The 15,613-nt window shown below is 66.0% G+C and carries 11 protein-coding genes; 1 reads left to right on the top strand and 10 read right to left on the bottom strand.

Features of this window, described 5'->3' with window-relative positions:
* Positions 1-21: 21 nt before the first annotated feature.
* The 7 genes from glgX to BES08_RS20510 form a co-directional block, all read right to left on the bottom strand.
* A complete protein-coding gene (glgX, locus tag BES08_RS20540; protein WP_083274779.1) occupies positions 22-1,821 on the bottom strand; it encodes a glycogen debranching protein GlgX in 1,800 nt (599 codons plus the stop codon).
* A complete protein-coding gene (gene glgA / locus BES08_RS20535) occupies positions 1,818-3,284 on the bottom strand; it encodes a glycogen synthase GlgA (protein WP_036527863.1) in 1,467 nt (488 codons plus the stop codon). Before glgA ends, glgX begins: the two co-directional genes overlap by 4 nt.
* A 24-nt stretch (positions 3,285-3,308) precedes the next feature.
* Positions 3,309-4,571: a glucose-1-phosphate adenylyltransferase gene (glgC, locus tag BES08_RS20530; RefSeq protein WP_008831502.1), complete on the bottom strand. Its 1,263-nt coding sequence runs from the start codon at positions 4,569-4,571 to the stop codon at positions 3,309-3,311.
* 181 nt (positions 4,572-4,752) lie between these two features.
* Positions 4,753-6,927: a 1,4-alpha-glucan branching protein GlgB gene (gene glgB, locus BES08_RS20525; protein WP_036527861.1), complete on the bottom strand. Its 2,175-nt coding sequence runs from the start codon at positions 6,925-6,927 to the stop codon at positions 4,753-4,755.
* The gene (locus BES08_RS20520) at positions 6,924-9,353 is read right to left on the bottom strand and encodes a glycogen/starch/alpha-glucan phosphorylase (protein WP_036527858.1); all 2,430 of its coding nucleotides are present in this window, start codon (positions 9,351-9,353) and stop codon (positions 6,924-6,926) included. The genes glgB and BES08_RS20520 overlap by 4 nt, the downstream gene beginning before the upstream one ends.
* A 219-nt stretch (positions 9,354-9,572) precedes the next feature.
* The gene (locus tag BES08_RS20515) at positions 9,573-10,295 is read right to left on the bottom strand and encodes a 4-carboxy-4-hydroxy-2-oxoadipate aldolase/oxaloacetate decarboxylase (RefSeq protein ID WP_036527857.1); all 723 of its coding nucleotides are present in this window, start codon (positions 10,293-10,295) and stop codon (positions 9,573-9,575) included.
* Entirely contained in the window at positions 10,292-11,254 is a 963-nt protein-coding gene (locus tag BES08_RS20510; protein ID WP_036527855.1) for a hydroxyacid dehydrogenase, read from the bottom strand. The genes BES08_RS20515 and BES08_RS20510 overlap by 4 nt, the downstream gene beginning before the upstream one ends.
* A 150-nt stretch (positions 11,255-11,404) precedes the next feature.
* On the opposite strand from BES08_RS20510, the gene BES08_RS20505 reads away from it, so the two are divergent.
* Positions 11,405-12,328 (top strand): SMP-30/gluconolactonase/LRE family protein, encoded by a 924-nt coding sequence (locus tag BES08_RS20505; RefSeq protein WP_036527854.1) that lies wholly within the window; start codon positions 11,405-11,407, stop codon positions 12,326-12,328.
* Between the two features lie 131 nt (positions 12,329-12,459).
* Here the strand turns inward: BES08_RS20505 and BES08_RS20500 are convergent, their stop codons facing one another.
* The 3 genes from BES08_RS20500 to BES08_RS20490 all read right to left on the bottom strand — a co-directional run bounded on the left by BES08_RS20500 (position 12,460) and on the right by BES08_RS20490 (position 15,586).
* Positions 12,460-12,885: a GlcG/HbpS family heme-binding protein gene (locus tag BES08_RS20500; protein WP_086013092.1), complete on the bottom strand. Its 426-nt coding sequence runs from the start codon at positions 12,883-12,885 to the stop codon at positions 12,460-12,462.
* An 81-nt stretch (positions 12,886-12,966) separates the two neighbouring features.
* On the bottom strand, positions 12,967-13,695 hold the full coding sequence (locus BES08_RS20495) for a GntR family transcriptional regulator (protein WP_036527849.1): 729 nt from the start codon (positions 13,693-13,695) through the stop codon (positions 12,967-12,969).
* A gap of 331 nt (positions 13,696-14,026) precedes the next feature.
* Complete coding sequence (locus BES08_RS20490; RefSeq protein ID WP_069709413.1) at positions 14,027-15,586, bottom strand: carbon-nitrogen hydrolase family protein; 1,560 nt, start codon at positions 15,584-15,586, stop codon at positions 14,027-14,029.
* Positions 15,587-15,613: the final 27 nt, after the last annotated feature.

Raw genomic sequence — 15,613 nt, 5'->3', positions numbered from 1 at the left:
GCCATCGGCCGCTTCGAGCGATCAAGATGGCCTGATCAGCACCTGCCGGGCCGCACGATCGATTGCGAAGCCGAACTCATCTGCATTGGCGCTGCAACTTAGCCAGTGGGCGCCCGGATGCTCCCAGTCGGCGACGGTCATCGGTTCGCCCTCGCGGTTCTGCCAGGTTACCGGTTCGGGAAACCGCTCGAACAGCGGAAGTCTCGCCGCCCTTGCGGCCGAAAGCGCGCAGGTATGCTCTTCCAGCGCCGTATCGCGTGTTGCCCAGTCGATCCAGCCTATTTCGTTGTCCTGGCAATAGGCGTTGTTGTTACCACGCTGCGTGCGCCCGAACTCGTCTCCGGCGGTCAGCATGATCGTGCCGGTCGAGGCGAACAGGGTGCCGAGCAGGGCTTCAAGATCGCGGTGCCGGGCCGCTGCCACGGCCGGGTCGTCGCTCGGGCCTTCGATGCCGTTGTTCCAGCTGAAGTTCTCGCCATGACCGTCGCGATTGTCCTCGCCGTTGGCCTGGTTGTGGCGCTGCTCGTAGGATACCGTGTCGGCAAGCGTGAAACCGTCGTGCGCGGCGAGGAAGTTTACCGAGCGGCAGCCCTCAGGCGGTGATTGCGAGCCGAAGATGTCGGTCGATCCGGCAAGGCGCGTGGCCAGCGTGCCGATATTGCCCTCGCCTTTCCAGAAGTGGCGGCCGTCGTCGCGGAAACGGTCGTTCCATTCGAGCCAGTTGGCGGGGAACTGGCCGAGTTGATAGCCTCCCGGCCCGATGTCCCATGGCTCGGCGATCAGGACCCGGTCCGCCAGCACGGCATCGGCGGCGATCTCGGCGAAGATCGGTGCATCCGAAGCGAAGCCCGGGCCGCGCGCCATGATCGGGGCAAGGTCGAACCGGAACCCGTCGATGCCGCACTGGACGACGAAATGGCGCATTGCGTGGAGTGTCAGTTCGCGGACGGCGGGATTGGCGAAGTCCAGCGTATTGCCGCACCCTGTGTCGTTGATCAGTTGTCCGTTCGGCGCATGTGCATACATCGCATTGTCAAGACCGCGCAGCGAAAGGACGCCGCCCTGCACGTCGCTTTCGCCCGAATGGTTGAACACCATGTCGAGCAGGACGCCCATCCCCGCATCATGGAGGGCGGCGACGGTCCGGCGCAGTTCCTCGACGCCGCCGGGGCACAGGCCGGGGTCCAGCGCCATCATCGCCACCGGATTGTAGCCCCACGAATTCACCAGCCCCAGCGGGGGCAGGTGCCTTTCGTCGATCCACGCCACGATCGGCATCAACTCGACGGCGGAAACATGCAGGCGGGTAAGGTGGTCCAGTACGGCTGGATGCGCCAGCGCCGCCACGGTGCCGCGCAGGGCCTCGGGGACGTCGGGGTGGAGCATGGTAAAGGCCCGCACGTTGAGTTCGTAGACCAGCCCGCCGCGCGCGAAGCGGCGCGGTTTAATCGGGGCGACCTTGATGGGTGCGGCAACGATCGATCGCGGGATGATATCGGCGGTATCGTTTCCAAAAGCAGCGAGGCGCGGGCTCTGGATAAAGCGGCGATCCAGTTCGACGGCGTAAGGGTCCACCAGCAGCTTGGACGCATCGAACCAGTGCCCCTCGGCGGGTTCCCAGCGCCCTTCCGCGCGATACCCGTAGCCTGCCCCGGAGAGGTCGGCAGGGAGGCTCAGGGTCCAGTTGTCGCCCTCGCGCTCCATCGGGTGGCGGGTTTCCTCTTCGCCGTCGAAGAGGCACAGCCACATCGCTTCGGCGCGGGGGGAGCGTACCGCGAAGCGGGTCCAGCCCGCCTCCACTCTGGCGCCGAGGCTCGTCACGCCGTCAGCGTGCGATAGAGGTCGGCGTAGGCCTTGCCGCTCGCTTCCCAGGAGAAGTCGCTTTTCATCGCGTTTTTCTGGAGGCGCTCCCAGACATCGGGCTGGGCGTGAAGCTGGACCGTACGGGTGATAGCCGCCGCCAGATCGTCGTAAGTGACGCCGTCGAACTGGACGCCGGTGGCACAGCCTGCGGCCAGGGCGGCCGGATTTGCGTCGATTACCGTGTCCGCCAGCCCTCCGGTACGCGCGACGACGGGCAGGCAGCCATAGGCAAGGCCGTAGAGCTGCGTCAGGCCACAAGGCTCGAAGCGCGAGGGGATGAGGATCGCGTCGCCGCCCGCCTGCATGCGGTGGGACAGCGCCTCGTCGTAGCCGATGCGGATGCCGACGCGGCCGGGATGGCGGGCGGCGCCTTCGATCAGGGCGCGCTCCAGCGCAGCGTCGCCGGAGCCCAGAAGTGCCAGTCTTCCGCCGATTCCGACGAGGTGGTCGAGGACGTCCGGGAGGACGTCCATACCCTTCTGCCAGGTCAGGCGGGTGACGACGATGAAGATCGGGCCGTCGCTTTCGTCGAGGCCGAATTCGGCCTCCAGGGCGCGCTTGTTGGCGCGGCGTTTGTCCAGCGTGCGGTGGCTGTAAGGGGCCGCCAAAGCCGCGTCGGAGGCCGGATTCCACACGTTTGCGTCGATGCCGTTGAGGATGCCGTGAACCGCCGCGCCGCGCTCCACGATCAGGCCTTCGAGGCCCATTCCGAACACGGTGGAGCGGATTTCGCGGGCATATGTCGGGCTGACGGTGGTGATCGCATCGGCGCTGGAGAGGCCCGCTTTCAGCATTCCCACGCCGCCGTGGTATTCGACCCCGTCGAGTGCCCATGCGCTTGAAGGAAGTTCAATTCGATCAAAGACTTCGGGAGCAAACCAGCCCTGAAAAGCCATGTTGTGGATGGTGATGACCGAACGGCACCCAGCGGCACCCAGCGGCACGTAACGCAGGTATGCGGGGGCCATGGCGGCCTGCCAGTCGTGCGCATGGAGCACATCGAAGCCCTGTGGCTTGCCCCGCTTGATGATCACCCCGCCTGCAATCTCGGCAGCGGCTTTTCCGAGAGCGGCGAAGCGCTGCCAGTTGTCGGCCCAGTCGATCCCGGCAGCGTCGGAGTAAGGGCCCCCCTCCCGTGTATAGAGAGCGGGGGCATCGAGCACCAGCAGCGGGTGGCCATCGGGCAAGGTGCCCGCCAGCAGCCGCGCCGGGGTGCCGAGCAGCGAGTCCCATGCGTGAACCACCTTGGGCCGCCGTCCCAACGCCGCCAGCACCGAGGGGTAGCCGGGCAGCAGCGTGGTCATCTCCACCCCGTGCGGGGCGAGGGCGCCGGGCAGCGCGCCCGCGACGTCGGCAAGGCCGCCGGTCTTGACCAGCGGCACCGCCTCGGAGGCAACGGACAGGACTTTCAGCGAGGTCACGGTTTCACCATCACAGTTTCACCATCACAGGCCCAGCCGGTCGATCATCGGCTTGGTGATCAGGCATACGCCGTTCTCGGTGCGGCGGAAGCGGCGGGCGTCGAGTTCGGGGTCCTCGCCGACGACCAGCCCCTCGGGGATGCGCACGCCGGAATCGACGATCACGCGCTTGAGCTGGGCGCTGCGGCCGATGTTGCAGTAGGGCAGGATCACGCCCTCTTCCACACTGGAGAAGCTGCCCATCTTCACGCCCGTCATCAGCAGAGAGCGCCGGGCCAGAGCACCCGAGACGATGCAGTCGTTCGAGATCAGCGACGAGATCGCATGGCCCCGCCGCCCGTCTTCGTCATGGACGAACTTGGCCGGCGCGGCGACCACCGAGTCCGACCAGATCGGCCATTCGCGGTCGTACATGTCGAGCTTGGGCACGGTGTCCGTCAGGTCGAGGTTGGCGTCGAAATAGGCGTCGAGCGTGCCCGCGTCGCGCCAGTATTCCTCGATCTCCTCGGCCGCACGGATGCAACTGTTGGTGAAGCGGTGGGCCTGTGCCTTGCCGTGCTTGACGATGTAGGGGATGATGTCGCCGCCGAAATCGCGCTTGCTGTCGGGGTCGGCGGCGTCGCGGCGCAGCTGCTCGAACAGGAAATCCGTGTTGAACACGTAGATGCCCATGGAAGCCAGCGCCATGTCCTCCTGTCCCGGAATGCCCGGCGGATCGGCGGGTTTCTCGACGAAGGCGGTGATGCGGTCCTCGGCATCGACGTGCATGACGCCGAAGGCCACCGCCTCCATGCGCGGCACCACGAGGCAGCCGACGGTCACGTCCGCGCCTGAGTTGACGTGCTCCTGCAACATCAACTCGTAGTCCATCTTGTAGACGTGGTCGCCCGCCAGGATCACCATGTACTTGGGCGCGTGCGGCTGGATGATGTCGATGTTCTGGTAGACCGCATCCGCCGTGCCCTCGTACCACAGCAGCTCGGAAATGCGCTGGCTGGCGGGGAGGATGTCGAAGCTCTCGTTACGCTCGGGGCGCATGAAGTTCCACGCGCGCTGCATGTGGCGGATCAGGCTATGCGCCTTGTACTGCGTGGCGACGCCGATGCGGCGGATGCCCGAGTTGATCGCGTTCGACAGCGCGAAGTCGATGATCCGGGCCTTGCCGCCGAAGTAGACGGCGGGCTTGGCGCGGTTGTCGGTCAGCTCCCTCAGGCGGCTGCCTCGTCCGCCGGCCAGGACATAGGCCATGGCATCGCGCGCGAGCGGCGAGCCGGAAGCTGGTCTCATTTTATGTCTCTCCGTAGTTATGCGTATGATTGGAAACTTGATGAGGTAATTCAGGGTATTCCCGCATCAGCCCCCTCGTTCGTCATTGCGAGCGCAGCGAAGCAATCCAGGGCGGCGTAAAACGGCCCTGGATTGCTTCGCTGCGCTCGCAATGACGAACAGGTGAGGCGGGTTCATCGTCTTATCCGGCGTATTCGAGCATGATCGTGGCCAATGGCGGCAAAGTTACCGTCGCCTGCCCGTCCAACGCCTTCACCTGACCGAGGTTGCCCTTGCCGGTGCCCCCGTAGTGGACGGAATCGCTGTTGAGCACTTCGCTCCACTTGCCGTCGATCGGCAGGGGGATGCGATACTCGACGCGCATCGTGGGCGTCATGTTGGCGATCACCGCGACAGGCTTCGCCCCCGGTGCCTTGCGCAGCCAGGCGAAGACGCAGTTCTCCTTGTCGTCGACGATCAGCCACTCGAAGCCCTCGGGATCGCAATCCCCCGCGTGAAGCGCGGGCTTGGTGCGATAGAGGCGGTTGAGATCCTTCACCAGATTGCGCACGCCTTCGTGCGCGGGGGCATCGCGCAAATCCCAGTCGAGCGCGCGCTCCTCGCTCCATTCGCGGCGCTGGGCGAATTCCTGCCCCATGAACAGCAGCTTCTTGCCCGGATAGGCCCACATGAAGGCGTAGTAGGCGCGCAGGTTCGCGAACTTCTGCCAGTCGTCGCCGCTCATCTTGCCCAGCAACGAGCCCTTGCCGTGAACCACTTCGTCATGGCTGAGCGGCAGGACGTAGTTTTCCGAGAAGGCGTAGACGAGGCCGAAGGTCAGGTCTTCATGGTGATACTTCCGATGCACGGAATCGCGCGCCATGTAGCGCAGCGTGTCGTGCATGAAGCCCATGTTCCACTTGAACCCGAAGCCCAGCGCGGTCTCGCGCCCCTTGCCGTCGCCTTCGTAGGCGGGCTGGGTGACGCCGGGCCATGCCGTCGATTCCTCGGCGATGGTCATGAAGCCGGGGTGCTCGCGGTAGACGGCGCGGTTGACTTCGCGCAGGAATTCCACCGCCTCCCAGTTCTCGCGGCCACCGTCCTGATTGGCGATCCACTCGCCCGCCTTGCGCGAGTAGTCGCGGTAGAGCATCGAGGCGACGGCATCCACGCGCAGCCCGTCGACGTGGTAGCGCTCGGCCCAGAACAGCGCGTTGTTGAGCAGGAAGCTGGCGACCTCGCGGCGGCCGAAGTTGTAGATCAGCGTGCCCCAGTCGGGCTGCTGGCCCAGCTTCGGGTCCGCATGTTCGTAAAGCGCGGTGCCGTCGAAGCGGCAGAGGCCGTGCTCGTCCTTGGGGAAGTGCGCGGGCACCCAGTCGAGCAGGACGCCGATGCCCGCCCGGTGCGCGCCGTCGACGAAGCGGGCGAAGCCGGCAGGTTCCCCGAAGCGCGAAGTCGGGGCGTAGAGGCCGGTCGTCTGGTAACCCCACGAAGGATCGTAGGGGTGCTCGCTGATCGGCAGGAACTCGATATGGGTAAAGCCCATCTCGACCACGTAGGGGATCAGTTCGTCGGCCAGCGCATCCCAGTCGAGGAACCAGTTCCAGCGGTCGCGCTTCCACGAACCGGGGTGGACCTCGTAGATCGAGACCGGCACCTTGCGGGCGTCGACGGTGGCCCAGTGCTCGCGGTGGGCCTTGTCGCCCCAGTCGAGCTTGGCCGGAACGGCGGTGACCGAGGCGTTGTCCGGCCGGATTTCCGACATGAAGGCGAAGGGATCGGCTTTCAGCGGCTGCACCATGCCGTCGGCGCCGACCACGTGGTACTTGTAGGCGCGGTAATCGCCGATGTCGGGGATGAAGATTTCCCACACGCCGATATCGGCGCGGGCGCGCATGACGTGGCGCTTGGCGTCCCAGTCGTTGAAGTCGCCCACCACGCTGACCTGCCGGGCGTTGGGCGCCCAGACCGCGAAGTGGACGCCGTGTGCGCCCTCATGCTCGATCAGGTGCGCGCCCAGCTTGTCGAAAAGGCGGTAATGCGTGCCTTGCGCGATCAGCAGGTCGTCCACCGGGCCGAGGACCGGGCCGAAGGTATATGGGTCGGTTACAAGCCAGTCATGCCCGTGCGCTGTGCAGCGGTAGCGGATCGGCTGCGGCTTGATACGTAGCCGTCCTTCGAACAGGTAGCGCGGATCGACCTTGTCGAGCTTGCCGAGCCAGTGCCCGTCGAGGCTGAACGCCTCGACAGTCTCGGCGCCCGGAAGGATCGCCCTCAGGTGCGTCCCGTCCGGCCCGGCATGGGTGCCGAGCAGCGAGAACGGATCTGCGTTGGTTCCTAGAAGCAGGGATTCGAGAGCGCTTTCCGTTGGCTTCACAGAACTTTCCAGATGTCCTTGGCGTACTCGGAGATAGTACGGTCCGAGGAGAACCAACCGACGTTGGCGATGTTCCGGATTGCCGAGGCGCGCCAGCCCGCCTTGTTCTCCCACCGCGCGTCGACTTCGCGCTGGGCGGCGGTGTAGCTGTCGAAATCGGCGGCGCACATGAACCAGTCATGCTCGTAGATGCCGTTGACCAGCCCTTCGTAGCGGTGCGGATCGTCGTGCGAGAACACGCCCGAGGCGATGGCCGACAGGGCCTGCCCCAGCTCGCGCGATTCCTCGATGATGGCGCGGGGGTTGTAGCCCTCGGCGCGCTTGGCGGCGACTTCCTCGGCGGTGAGGCCGAAGATGACGATGTTCTCGTCTCCGACGTGTTCCTTGATCTCGACGTTGGCGCCGTCGAGCGTGCCGATCGTCAGCGCGCCGTTGAGGGCGAATTTCATGTTGCCCGTGCCCGAGGCTTCCATGCCCGCGGTCGAGATCTGCTCCGACAGGTCGGCGGCGGGGATGATCCGCTCGGCCAGGCTGACATTGTAGTTGGGCACGTAGACGACCTTGAGCAGCCCGCCCACCGAGGGGTCGGAATTGACGCGCCGGGCGATGTCGTTGGCCAGCTTTATGATGAGCTTGGCGTTGTGGTAGCTCGACGCCGCCTTGCCGCCGAAGATCTTGACGCGCGGCACCCAGTCGCGCTCGGGATGGCTGCGGATCTGGTCGTAGAGCGCGACCGTCTCGATCAGGTTGAGCAGTTGGCGCTTATATTCGTGGATGCGCTTGATCTGGACGTCGAACATCGCGTCGGGATCGAGGCGGATGCCCATCGTGCGCTTGATGTAGTCCGCCAGCGCGACCTTGTTCGATCGCTTGACCTCGGCGATGCGCTCACCAAGCGCGGCGTCGTCCGCCAGCGCGTTGAGGTCGGACAGCTTCGCCGCGTCGTCCAGGAATTCAGGGCCGATGGCGTCCCTGATGACCTTGGTGAGCCCCGGATTGCACTGCTGCAGCCAGCGGCGCGGGGTGACGCCGTTGGTCTTGTTGTTGATCCGGCTCGGGTAGAGCGCGTGGAGATCGGCGAAGACCGTCTCCTTCATCAGGTCGGTATGCAGCGCGGCGACGCCGTTGATCGAGTGCGCGCCCACGAACGCGAGGTTCGCCATGCGCACGCGGCGCTCCCCGCTCTCGTCGATGAGGCTGATCGCGGCGATCTGCGCGTCGGTCAGGCCCGCCTTACGCGCTTCGCGCAGGACGCGGCTGTTGATCGCGTAGATGATCTGCATGTGGCGCGGCAGCAGGCGCTCGAACAGCGGCAGCGGCCAGGTTTCCAGCGCCTCGGGCAGAAGGGTGTGGTTGGTGTAGGAGATGGTCTTCTTGGTGACCTCCCACGCCTCGTTGAACTCCAGCCCTTCGAGGTCGACCAGAACGCGCATCAGTTCGGCGACGGCGACCGAGGGATGCGTGTCGTTGAGCTGGATCGCGGCCTTGTCCGGCAGGGTGCGGATATCGCCCTCGTACTGGACGTGGCGGCGCACGATGTCCTGGATCGAGGCGGCGGTGAAGAAATACTCCTGCCGCAGCCGCAGTTCCTGGCCCGCCGGGCTGGAGTCGGCCGGATAGAGCACGCGCACCAGCGCCTCGGCCCGCACCTTCTCCGCCAGCGCGCCGAAGTGGTCGCCGGCGTTAAAGGCGTCGAGCTTCAGCGGGTCGATCGGGTTGGCGGTCCACAGCCGCAGCGTGTTGACGCGCTTGCCGCGCCAGCCGACCACCGGGGTATCGACGGCGGTGGCGTCCACTTCCTCGGCCGCGTTCCACATGACACCGTCGCCCTTGGCGATTACCTCACCGCCGAAGCCGATGCGGTAGGTGCTCTCCAGCCGCTCGAACTCCCACGGGTTGCCGTGAGCGAGCCATGTCTCGGGCAGTTCGACCTGCCAGCCGTCGTCGATGCGCTGGCGGAACATGCCGTTCACGTAGCGGATGCCGTAGCCGTAAGCCGGAATGTCGAGCGTCGCGAGGCTCTCCATGAAGCACGCCGCCAGACGCCCGAGGCCGCCGTTGCCGAGCGCCGCGTCGGGCTCCAGCTCCTCCAGTTCGGCAAGGTCGAGGCCGAAGGAAGCGAGGGCCTTCTCCATGTCGCGCGTGACGCCCAGGTTCGAGAGCGCGTCGCGCAGCAGGCGACCGATCAGGAACTCCATCGAGAGGTAGTAGACGCGCTTGCCGCCCGCTTCGTACGTCCGCTGGGTCGATTCGATCCATGCGTCGATGATGTGATCGCGCAAGGTCAGGATCGAGGATGCGTACCAGTCATGCTGCTTGGCCGCGCGCTGATCCTTGCCGATGCGGCGACGCAGGACGCGCAGGATGTCCTTTTCCATCTGCGAGACGGCGTCTTGCTTGATGTCGGACACGGGTTCGCTGGCCATGAGCACACTCCATAGCAGGCCATGCCGACGTACCGAATACGGCTCGACGGGACGGGCCGGTTGATGCCAGGACGAAGGCGACGCCCCCTTCCCGTTCCTAAGGAGTAATGGCTAGCACAGGCTTGCGATGCGGCAAGAGAGATTGTGCAGTGCGGCAATGATTTTCCTGCCCGGGAAAGACCGGAGCCGCGCAAGGCAGCCCCGGCCTCCTGCATGGACCTAGCGGTCCTCCTCCCAGGTGCAGTCCTTGATCTCGATGCCGAGGTCGGCGACCAGCTTGCGCATGCCGAGGACGTCGAACAGCACTTCGCCCTCGCCGATACGGCGGCGGAACTCGACCTCGTTGGCTGCGCGGGCCTCGGCATTCGTGACGGCCAGTTCCAGCAGCGCGCGCGGGATCACCAGAACGCCGTCCGAATCGCCGACGATCAGGTCGCCCGGCTCCACCAGCACGCCATCGACCACGATCGGCACGTTGACCGCAGCCGGGCCGCGCTTCTTGGGGTGTTCGGGAGAGACGGCGGTAGACCAGACCGGATAGCCGAGGTCCCGGATCGCATCGACGTCGCGCGTGGCGCCATGGACGACGGTGCCGACGAGGCCCTTCTTCTGCGCGAACGTGCAAGCGACGTCGCCCCACAGCGCGCCTTGATGCCCGCCACCGTTGGTCAGGACCAGCACGTCACCCGCCTCGGCGGTATAGAGTGCGGCATGGATGGCGAGGTTATCGCCCGGGAAGTTCCACGCCGTCACCGCTGGGCCGCAGACCTTCTGGCCGGGCGCGATGGGGACCATGGCCGGGCTCATCAGGCACATGCGCCCGGCGATCTCGCCAAGGCCTTCGTGCAAGTCGGCGATGCCGAACTTCGCGGCGCGGGCGATGAGCGCCGGGTCGGGGCGGTGCACCCTGGCATAGATCACGGACTTGGTGGGCACGGTCACGGCAGAACCTCCGGGTTGAGCAGGGTGGCGGGGACTTCGCCCCGGCTGACGGTGTCGATGACGGCGGCGACATGAAGCGCCATGTCCTTCATCCCCGCCTCGGTCACGCCCGCGACGTGGGGCGAGAGCAGGCAGTTGGAGAGGCCGAACAACGGGTGGTCGGCAGCGGGCGGTTCGTCGGCGAAGACGTCGATTCCCGCTCCGGCGATCTGGCCGCAGCGTAGCGCCTCGGCCAGCGCCGCCTCGTTGACGATCCCTCCGCGAGAGCAGTTCACCAGCAGCGCGTGCGGCTTCATCATGCCCAGTTCGACGGTATCGATGAGGTTGCGGGTGCCCTCGGTCAGGGGCACGTGAATGGATACGATGTCGCAGCCGAGCACGCCCGTCAGGTCTGCCGGTTCGACACCTGCGGCGCGCACTTCAGCATCGGACACCACAGGATCAAAGGCCAGCACCTCACACCCGAACCCGGCGCCGCAGATCTTGGCGACTTGCCGGGCGATCCGGCCGAAGCCGATCAGACCGACGCGGGCACCGGTGAGGTCGCCGAGGCGGATGCCCCAACGTTCGTCCCAGCGCCCCTCGCGCACGAGGGCATCCATATCGCGCGTGCGGCGCAGTAGGCCGAGCATCAGCGCCACCGCGCCTTCCGCGACAGCGGTGGAGTTGTTGCCGCCCGGCGTGTTGGCGACCATCACCCCTTGCTGGGTAGCGGCGGGAATGGCGATGTTGTCCACGCCGGCACCGTGCTTCACGATGGCTTTGAGGCTGTGCATCGCCCCGAAGATTTCTGGCCCCAGCGGGCTGGTGCGGATGACGAGCACGGTCGTTTCGGCCACTCTGGGATCGTCGAGTCCGATGACGTCATGCGCCGCCGCGATGCGCTCCACTCCTGACGGATGGATCGGGTCGACGATGCAGACGCGCTCTCGGAAGGGGGTGGGGGTATCCTTGGACATTGTTGTTGATGTATACCATCGGGACGATTTCGGATGGCCTGACGGTGAAAGGCCTTTGCCGCAAGGTCAAGCTGCAATACGGTTGACGGCCCATAACATGTATCCGATCCCGGCACTTCCCGTCCGGGCGATCAATCGAAGGAGAGGACAATGTTCGCCGCCCCGCCCGCCGTCACCGCGGAAGTGTTCTGCCGTATTCCCGACAAGTTCCGCCGCTTCGGCGAAAGTACGCAGTGGGCGCAGGTCCAGCTTCACGGCGCCGCCGCACCTGTGTTCCTCGAAGGTCCGGTCTTCGATGCGGCGGGCAACCTGTGGGTCACCGACATTCCCTGGGGCCGACTGTTCCGGATCAGCCCGGATGGGACATGCGAGGTGGGTTTCGAATACGACGGCCAGCCCAACGGCATGAAATTCCTGAGCGACGGCCGCCTGCTGGTGGCCGACCACCACAAGGGCATGGTCATCTGCGACCCCGCCACCGGCCGGTCGGAGACGTGGTTCGATCGCTATCTGCTCGAACCGTTCCTGGGCTGCAACGACCTGACGATCGCGAAGAACGGCGACATCTGGTTCACCGACCAGGGCCAGTCCGGCTGGCAGAACCCCAAGGGCCGCCTGTTTCGCGTCCGCGCCGGGACCGGGCGGCTGGAATTGATGCTTGACGGCATTCCCAGCCCCAACGGCCTCGTGCTCAACAAGGCGGAGACCGCGCTTTACCTTGCCGTGACGCGCGCCAATGCGGTGTGGCGTTGTCCTCTCGTCAATGGCGGCGAGGTGATCTCCAAGGTCGGGACCTATATCCAGCTTTCCGGCGGCTCCGGTCCGGACGGGCTGACCATCGACGAGAACGACAACCTCGTCGTCTGCCATGTCGGCTTCGGCGCGGTGTGGCTGTTCTCCGACCGGGGTGAGCCGATGCTGCGGATCGACGTGCCGGAAGGGCGCTACACCACCAACGCGGCCTATGGCGGGCCGGGGAACAGGTGGCTGTTCTTTACGGAATCGAGCACCGGGACGGTCTACAAGGTCGAGATGCCGGTGGCCGGTCGGGCGATCCACGCGGCAACGATCTAAAGTTCCTCACCGAGCTTGCTCGGGGAGGGGGACCGGCGACGTAGTCGGTGGTGGAGGGGGAGAGTTCGAACAATTCCCCCTCCGTCAGCCCTGACGGGCTGCCACCTCCCCGAGACAAGCTCGGAGAGGAATTAGGCGGCTGTCAGGCCTGCCGCCGCAATCCCCGCGAAGGCCGCTTCCTCGTCCTTGTCCGAGAGGTCACCGCTGACGCCGACCGCGCCGAGCAGCACGCCCGCCTCGTCACGCACCAGCACGCCGCCTGCCGCCGGGATCAGCTTGCCGTGCCACGCGGCCGACAGCGCCGCCATGAATTGCGGGCGTTCCGCCGCCATGTCGCCGAGCTTGCGGCTGGACACGCCCATCGCCAGCGCGCCCGCCGCCTTGCCTGCGGCAATGTCCGGGCGGCCATAGCCTGAGCCGTCCTCGCGCTCCATGGCGACGAGGTGGCCGCCGGCGTCGAGCACCACCACGGTCAGCGGATTGAGCCCCATCTCGCGGCCCCTTGCACGGGTAGCGGTGATCAGGCTGCGGGATTGTTCAAGGGTAATCATGCGCACGGGTTCTCCGGAATCAGAGGGCGAACCTTGGGAAAGGCGGCACTTGCCTGCCCATCCAGTGCGGATTTTACAAGCGCCCGCTCACTCCGCCGTGAGCGGTATCGCCCCCCCGTCGCCGATCATGTGCCCGTAGCGCAGCAGGCTGGTGCGGGTGCGGCGGATGTGCATGACGAGGGCGGCCTGCGCGGTCTCGACCTCGCGCTTGGCGATAGCGTCGTAGAGCAGCTGGTGCTCCAGATCGTGCGTGCGTCCAGACGGGCTTTTCGTTCCCGGCGTGGGGCTTGCCGCTGCCCCTGACATCGCCAGCTTCATGTAGGCGCGGCGATAGCTTTGCGTCGTGTCCCAGACCCGCTCGACGATCTGCGCGAGCAGCGGGGTCGAATGACGGCGATAGGTGATCCAGTGGAATTCGCGGCCCAGCGCGATCGCCTCGTCGATGTCGGCGGTCTGCTCGTTGCGCTCCATGACGTCGCGCAGGTCGGCAAGGTCGGCTTCGGTCAGGTGCGGCACGCTGTCGGCGAGCAGCAGCGGCTCGATCCGCTCGCGGATTTCGTAGGACACCTCGAGGTCGCGCCGCGTGAGGCTGGTGACGCGCGCTCCGGCATTGGCGCGCATGGTGACGAGACCGCGCGCTTCGAGGATGCGCAGGGCATCGCGCACCGGGATGCGGCTGGTGGAGAGTTCGTCCGCCAGTTCGTCCTGTTTGATCCGCGCGCCGGGGGGGAGGGCGCCCGATAGGATACGTTCGGCGAGGATGTCAGCGACGCGCTGGCTGGCGACGCCCTGGGGTACGGCAAGGTCTTTGGTCATGGCGTCGCTTCGCGTTTTGGATACGATCCGGGGCATAGACCGTTATGAAGGGGTGCGCAAACGGGTACTTAACGGCACCCAAGGGTGCTCTAAGCGTGTCCCAAGGGGCACTCAACGGCACCTAGGAGTACTCTAAGGGCGGCCTATGCAGGCGATCCGGCATGCCTGAGCCACCGAGTCATCGCACATCCGTCATCCCGGACTTGGTCCCGGGACCGTCGAGTGCTCTGGAGACGAGAACTGGCGACTGGAGCCTGCAAAGCCGCGCCATCTATCGAGTTCACGCGGCTCTGCCAGCGATCCCGGCTTTCGCCGGGATGACGATCTCCGCTCAGTGCTGCGCCCACTCCACGCGGTAGAGATCGAAGCGGCGGTCCTTGAGGTTCTGCACCGCGCCCGACTGACGCGCCGTCAGCAGGGCATCGAGGCTGAGATCGGCGATCGCGATCGTCTCGGTATTGGCCGCCGCTTCCGCCGCCACGCCATCGCGCGAGAACGGGAAGTCGCTCGGCGTCAGGATCGCGCTTTCGGCATAGTGGACGTCCATGTTCTCGACGTTGGGCAGGTTGCCCACCACGCCCGAGGTGACGACGTAGCACTGGTTCTCCACCGCGCGGGCCTGCGCGCAGTAGCGCACGCGCAGGTAGCCGCGCCGCTCGTCGGTGCAGAACGGCACGAACAGCATCAGCGCGCCCTGGTTGACGAGGTGGCGGGCCAGTTCGGGGAACTCGCTGTCGTAGCAGATCATCACTCCGATCGGCCCGCAGTCGGTGGGGATCACATTGGCGCCGTAGCCGCCCTTGATGTTCCACCAGCGCCGTTCCGAAGGGGTGGGGTGCAGTTTCTGCGTCTCGTGCACCGCGCCGTCGCGCAGGAAGGTATAGGCGATGTTGCGGATCTCGCTCTTGCCGCCCTTTAGCTTCACGCGGGTGGGGTGCGAGCCGCCGATGATGTTGATGTTGTAGCTGACCGCCATGCGCGCCATGAACTCGACGAAGCGCTCGGTGTATTCGGCGATCTTCTCGATCGCCTCGACCGGCTGCAGCTTTGTCTCCTCGATGGACAGCAGTTCGAGGGTGAACAGTTCGGGGAACACCACGAAGTCGCTCTCGTAATCGGCGGCCACGTCGATCCAGTATTCCACCTGGGCCTCAAACTCGTCGATGGTGGCGATCTTGCGCATCTGGAACTGCACGGTGGCGACGCGCACGCTGGAAGGCACGCGCTCCTTGAGGCCGGGCACCGACTTGCCGGTGTCCAGCGGGGCGAGCGGGTTGGTCCAGTACATCAGCACCGCATTGCCGCCGCTCTCGCGGTCGGTGGGGATGTAGTCGGGCAGGATGCCGCGCGGCTCGTAGCCCTCGTTCATCTGGAAGTTGATGACCTGGTCGCGGATCTTCTTGTCGCGCACCGCCTGCACGTAGTCGGCCGGATCGGGATAGGCGCGCTTGCGGCGGTAGTAGCCGGGCATGCGGCCGGCGAAGGCGATGCCCTTCAGCTCGAAATACTGGCAGACCTCGCGGCGCTTGCGGTAGAGGCGCTGGCCGATGCGCAGGCGGCGGTAGTCGGGATCGACGCAGACCTCGAAGCCGTAGAGTACGTCGCCTTCGGGCGCAGGCGGGCGGCCGTAGCCGCCGTTGCTGATCTCTTCCCAGGTATGCGGCTTGAAGGCGAGGTCGGAGGTGACGATCATCGTCGCGCAGTGGCCGACGACCTTGCCTTCGTACTCGGCCACGAACTGGCCTTCGGGGAAATTGATGACCTGCCCGCGGATTTCGGCGCGGGTGAAGGCATCGGCCTTGCCGTAGACCTTGACGGAGAGACGGGCGATCGCGGCGGCGTCCGCGACGGTCGCTTCGCGGATGATGAGCTTGGCTTTGGTCTGGTCCATGAGCGCTGTTCTACGCATTGCGGCGCG

This window comes from Novosphingobium resinovorum (genome assembly GCF_001742225.1).
GTDB lineage: Bacteria > Pseudomonadota > Alphaproteobacteria > Sphingomonadales > Sphingomonadaceae > Novosphingobium > Novosphingobium resinovorum_A.
Note: the sequence above shows the minus strand (reverse complement) of the source record. Positions and strands in the feature narration are given on the sequence as shown.